Origin of the sequence: Halopseudomonas yangmingensis (assembly GCF_900114825.1) — a bacterium.
GTDB lineage: Bacteria > Pseudomonadota > Gammaproteobacteria > Pseudomonadales > Pseudomonadaceae > Halopseudomonas > Halopseudomonas yangmingensis.
In genome coordinates, this window is record NZ_FOUI01000047.1 from 1 (window position 1) to 1,175 (window position 1,175).

The window sequence follows — 1,175 nt, forward strand, 5'->3', positions numbered from 1 at the left end:
CAGCACGTTCACGGACTTCAGGGGAGTAGCTATTGGATTTCTTCATGCCTCATTCTCTCAAGAGTTGAGGCCTCCACGGAACCCGGTGTGATTCAGATTCTCAAGCACAACGCCAGGCGGGCCTTTGCCGATGATTTTAAACCGGCGAACAGCCGCTAAACGGCAAGGCGGCTAATGCAAAAGCCCAGCGCTTGGCTGGGCTTTTTCAATGGAGTGAGTCAACAGAAGGATGGCTTTCCGTCCCGAAGCAATGTGTACTTGCCGTCGTTTACAAAGCCAATTCGTCCGTCAGGTAACTGAACTTTATAGATAATGTAGTGCTTCACATCCACACAACGCACCACCTTCACTTGTTGCTGGGGCTGCAACTCTGCAATTACGCCCGCTGGCGGTGCCGCTAATGCTTCGTCAATACCGACATATACAGGTACAGTACTATCAGCTGCCAGAATGAGTCTTGGATCAGAAAAATGGAACATCAAAGCCACCGCTGTCAACACGATACTCAGCCCCATTATCGACAACCAAACTCTTTTCTTTATCGAGCCCATGGCGCATCGTCCCAAAAACCACGATCAGGCCCAGGATAGAACGTCGATCCACCATAATAAGGTGAACCCAGCAAATCATTTCCAAAATTCACCGGAAAAAGTGCATTTGATATTGAAGAACCGAGGACTTCGGACAAGCATTCTTGATGCGGATCAGCGCAGTTATTACTTATTGAGCTGTAATTACCACGACTACGCGCATAGCATTCTTCTAAGCGCCGCTCTTGATCAGGAGTCAAATTAAGAATTACCCCAGCCCCTGACCTAAATGTTCCTTGTCTATCAGCATAATCCGATGCATTAGGATATCTAGTATCCCACCCACTTGGACCCCATGAGTAATTCGTCCCGTTAACGTTTGCAGATACGTGACCAAACGAAGAGCTGCCCCATCGAACCGGCTGCCATATGATAATTTCGGTATAAAGACCCAAAGGGTCAACATATCGAATCGGGTTCCCTCCAACATAGGCATAGGTATTGATTCCCCCCGCCAACCCAATCGGATCACTCTGCGTATAGCGCCCCTTGCTCGGATCATAGGTCCGGAAGTAGTTGTAGTACAGCCCGCTTTCTTCGTCGTGGTACTGCCCAGGGAAGCGCAGGTTCAGGGTCAGGTTCGGG

Annotated in this window: 2 protein-coding genes; both read right to left on the bottom strand. The window is 49.4% G+C overall.

What is annotated here, in order from left to right; all coding sequences use genetic code 11:
- Nucleotides 1–218: 218 nt before the first annotated feature.
- Nucleotides 219–551 (bottom strand): hypothetical protein, encoded by a 333-nt coding sequence (locus BMZ23_RS14755; protein WP_093479104.1) that lies wholly within the window; start codon nt 549–551, stop codon nt 219–221.
- A partial coding sequence (locus BMZ23_RS14760) for an RHS repeat-associated core domain-containing protein (RefSeq protein ID WP_143069635.1) occupies nt 539–1,175 on the bottom strand: 637 nt, incomplete at its 5' end. The genes BMZ23_RS14755 and BMZ23_RS14760, both read right to left, overlap by 13 nt.

Coding starts and splice junctions, on each gene's coding strand:
- BMZ23_RS14755 (WP_093479104.1), bottom strand. CDS start 551: ATGGGCTCGATAAAGAAAAGAGTTTGGTTGTCGATAATGGGGCTGAGT.